Here is a 4,033-nt window from a genome sequence, read left to right on the forward strand (position 1 = left end):
TCTCCTACTCCGAGAGGGGGGAAATATAGTAGAAGGAGAAAAATCCTCCACCCTTGCAGGGGGGAATGAGGGGGGTCAAAATTATCAACCCCTAATTGTCAACCATGAAATTGTCACCTTACCTTCATCTTCAAGTATTGCCATTCTTAGAGAACAAGTCAAAGGTAGAACCCCTGCTCCGAAAAAAGTAGCTGTTATTGCCGACCCAGTATTTGCAGATAACGACCCCAGATTTCAAATAGCTTCTCAACCAAAAAAAGAAACAGAAAATAATAATTTAACCACAATGAAATTAACCCGTTCCCTAGAATATTTTCTCGGTTCATCATTCAATCGTCTAGAAGGAACCCGTCAAGAAGCCGAAGCAATATTAGCATTAGTTCCTGACAATTTAGAACAACTATCCTTAGACTTTAATGCCAATCGAGAAACCGCAATAAATCCCGATTTATCCCAATATCAAATAGTACATTTAGCCACCCACGGACTATTAAATGAAACTCAACCAGAATTATCAGGATTAGTGCTTTCTTTGTATGATGAAACAGGTAAAGAAACACCAGGATTTTTACAATTAAACGATATATTTAACTTAGAAATGCCAGCGGAATTAGTAGTATTAAGTGCTTGTGAAACAGGAATTGGGGAAGAAATAAGAGGGGAAGGATTAGTGAGTTTAACCAGAGGATTTATGTATGCGGGAGCTAAAAGAGTAGTAGTAAGTTTATGGAGTGTAGCAGATAATTCGACTGCTCAATTAATGGAAAAATATTATCAGAAAATATTAGAAACAGGTAAAAATCCAGTAGAGGCAATGAGAGAAACTCAGTTAGAAATGTTAAGTTCAGAGAATTGGAATTCCCCTTATTATTGGGCGCCATTTGTTGTGCAGGGAGAATGGAAATAAATTCAAAATTCAAAAGTCAAAATTCAAAAGTAAGAAAAAAAGGAAGGATAAAGAAAGGTTGGAAACCCAAAAACAAAAAAAAGGGAACAGTGGGAGCATCTTGCTCCCTTGCGAACTCAGAAGTCAAAAATAATCCTTGAGTGACAAATTCTTTATCTGGTTAAAATATGTAGGTTGGGTTGACGGAGGAAATCCAACAAAAATAGGTATATATTTGGTTTGACAATTATTGTACCCAATTTAATAGTAGATATTTGTAGTAGATATTTGTAGGGTGCGTTTTGCTGCGCAACATGAAAAGGCGCTATTATTAGGAATACATTATCTCTAACAGAGTAGATTGCGCCGTAACGCACCTAATACGATAAGTGCTATTTATCTGAATAATTAAATATTTGGTCGCCTACTAGACTGACACATATTCAATGGTGCCCTGCGACGGATTGTTAAATCTCTTTCATAGTCTTAATTTAAAGCGAAACGCACCCTACAATAATGAACTAGGATGTTGGGTTTCACTATCGTTCTACCCAACCTACATTTCTACATTTCACTTTGATGTTAGAATATTTATAATAATTATTAAATAACTTATATCGGCACAATGAAAGCAATAGAAATAAACGGAAAAATTGACGATAAGGGAAATCTAATTTTAGAACATCCTCTAGAAATAGATGCTCCTACAAATGTGAGAGTTATTATTCTTGTGCCAGAAGATTATAAAATGCCAGAAATAGAAACCGATCGACCTAACGAAGCTAATTTTGAAAAAGCTATGAATGCTTATAAAAAAATTAGTGAAAAATATAAAAATTCTTTGCGAGAGTTAGGCAAATGAAAGAACCTATTTGGATAAGTGAAGGTATTGCTAAAGCTATTCATGCAGACCAAATTATTCAACATGGAGGAAGTTCAGGAATTAGAGATGAAAATTTACTGTCTGCTAGTTTAGCTAGACCTCGACATTTATTTACTTATAGTCAACCGAATTTATTTGAAGTTGGTGCAGCTTATGGCTATAGTCTAGCTAAAAATCATCCTTTTATTGATGGAAATAAAAGAACAGCTTTTGCAGTTATGGCAACTTTTTTATTGGTTAATAACTATTTGCTAGAAGTACCCGAACCAGAAGTTGTGACAATTATGGAACAGCTAGCAAGTGAAGAAGAAAATCAAGAATCTCTAGGGAAGTGGTTAGCAGAAAATTCTGTAGAGATTTAAGCATTGAAATAATATTTAGCAATAACTGTAGGTTGGGTTGAGGGACGAAACCCAACACTAATAGCATTTCTCAAAAACTTTTATACATTTTATTGAGTAGGGGAGTAGGGGAGTGAGGGAGAAGTAAACACAAGAATAATTGACATTAAATGACTCATAATTAGCTAAAATGTGATTGATCTAGCGTGGATACTTCATAACTGAAGTTTTGCCCAAGTATGGCATTACTTTTGGTAATTGATATAAGAAAGCTTTGTTGGGTTTCACTTCGTTCTACCCAACCTACGTTTTTAGCTGAAATATAGCTTTAAGTGTTTGGAGACCAAACCCCTACGACAAAATTTTACCAACCTATTTAAGATTGCTATAATTTTCATAAAGTCTCAAAAGAAGAAATTATTTAAAATGTCTCTTATCTCCCGCCGTAATTTTTTCCAATTTGGTAGTTCAATACTTGCTACCCTTGGCATAAGTAAATTAAAATTTTTATCCCAAGCAGAAAATTATGGCAAAGTATTAGCTCAAAGTACACCACGCAAACTTGCTTTATTAGTAGGAATTAATAAATATCAAAAAGCACCTTTAAGAGGTTGTGTAAATGATACAGAAATGCAACGTCAACTATTAATTCACCGTTTTGGTTTTAACCCAAAAGATATTTATATTCTGACCGATGAACTAGCTACTCGCCAAGGAATTTTAGAAGCATTTGAAGAGCATTTAATTAAACAAGCAAAACCAGGAGATGTGGCAGTTTTTCACTATTCTGGACATGGTTCTCACGTCAGAGACCCTAATCCTATTGTCAAGACTTCTTTGATGGATGGTAGTGGTTTAAGTGGTACATTAGTTCCCATAGATAGTTCTTTTCCTAATCCCGATCTTGGTGGTGTAGTTGATGATATTATGGGGCATACTTTATTTCTACTTACATCAGCTTTAAAGACAGAAAATTTCACCGGAATTCTTGATAGTTGTTTTTCGGGAATGACAACTAGAGATTTTACTGTTCGTTCTCGTGCTGGTGGAAATAAAATAGAAATTGCTCCTCAAGAAAAGGGTGATCAAGAAAAATGGTTATCTCGGCTGGATATGTCTAAAGATGAGTTTGTTAAAGGTTATCAAAGTGGTGTAGCAAAAGGAGTAGTTTTTGCTTCTGCTAAACCTTTTCAAACTGCGAAAGATGTAAAAATTCTGGATTTTCATGCCGGAATTTTTAGTTATTTATTTACACAATATTTATGGCAAGAAACAGGTACGCCAAAACAGGCGATCGCTTATACTAATAAACAAATTCCAGCTACCTTAAAACAAAATTCATTTTATGAAGTTAAGACAGGTACTAAATTAGATAGTCAAGCTATATATTTGACCGAAAATTCCTATCCCGTTGCTAATGCAGTAGTTACAGAAGTAAAAGGTAATCAAGCTCAAGTTTGGTTGGGAGGATTAGAAGCAAAAAAGATAAGTCAACTAACCAATGGTGCTGTATTTAATGTTATTTATCCTCAAGAAAAATCTAGAACTAAATTAATTTTTCAATCCCGTGATGGTTTAGTGGGAATTGCAACTTTTAAAGGTGGTGTTAAGCCTGGATTTTTATTAAAGCCGCAAAATTAAGTTATTTAGTTTTTTGAATGGTTAATGTTTAACTTTTATTTTAATTTATAGAGAAAAAATGGAGAAAGATATGTTGAGAATTAAATTAAACAATTGGTTATATTGCTTATTTTTAGCTGGCTTATACCATTTTGAAAAAAGAATGTTACGAATAGTAAGGGTGATAAAAATATTTTACAGCAAATGTCCCTTTGAGAAAAAAGATGATTTACGAACTAAAAAATGGTATTGAAACCATTCATTCTGACTCCTGACTCCTGACTCCTGACTCCTAAAAATAGA

General features: G+C 34.0%; 4 protein-coding genes. All 4 read left to right on the forward strand.

Features of this window, described 5'->3' with window-relative positions:
• Positions 1 to 907 (forward strand): CHAT domain-containing protein (locus F6K22_RS34490; RefSeq protein ID WP_293108820.1); only part of this gene is annotated, 907 nt, incomplete at its 5' end.
• 604 nt (positions 908 to 1,511) lie between these two features.
• Entirely contained in the window at positions 1,512 to 1,748 is a 237-nt protein-coding gene (locus tag F6K22_RS34495; protein ID WP_293108822.1) for a hypothetical protein, read from the forward strand.
• A complete protein-coding gene (locus F6K22_RS34500) occupies positions 1,745 to 2,131 on the forward strand; it encodes a type II toxin-antitoxin system death-on-curing family toxin (protein WP_293108825.1) in 387 nt (128 codons plus the stop codon). The genes F6K22_RS34495 and F6K22_RS34500 overlap by 4 nt, the downstream gene beginning before the upstream one ends.
• Before the next feature lie 405 nt (positions 2,132 to 2,536).
• Complete coding sequence (locus tag F6K22_RS34505) at positions 2,537 to 3,751, forward strand: caspase family protein (RefSeq protein ID WP_293108827.1); 1,215 nt, start codon at positions 2,537 to 2,539, stop codon at positions 3,749 to 3,751.
• Positions 3,752 to 4,033: the final 282 nt, after the last annotated feature.

It is taken from the genome of Okeania sp. SIO2F4 (genome assembly GCF_010672385.1).
Lineage (GTDB): Bacteria > Cyanobacteriota > Cyanobacteriia > Cyanobacteriales > Microcoleaceae > Trichodesmium.

Coding starts and splice junctions, on each gene's coding strand:
- F6K22_RS34495 (WP_293108822.1), top strand. CDS start 1,512: ATGAAAGCAATAGAAATAAACGGAAAAATTGACGATAAGGGAAATCTA.
- F6K22_RS34505 (WP_293108827.1), top strand. CDS start 2,537: ATGTCTCTTATCTCCCGCCGTAATTTTTTCCAATTTGGTAGTTCAATA.
- F6K22_RS34500 (WP_293108825.1), top strand. CDS start 1,745: ATGAAAGAACCTATTTGGATAAGTGAAGGTATTGCTAAAGCTATTCAT.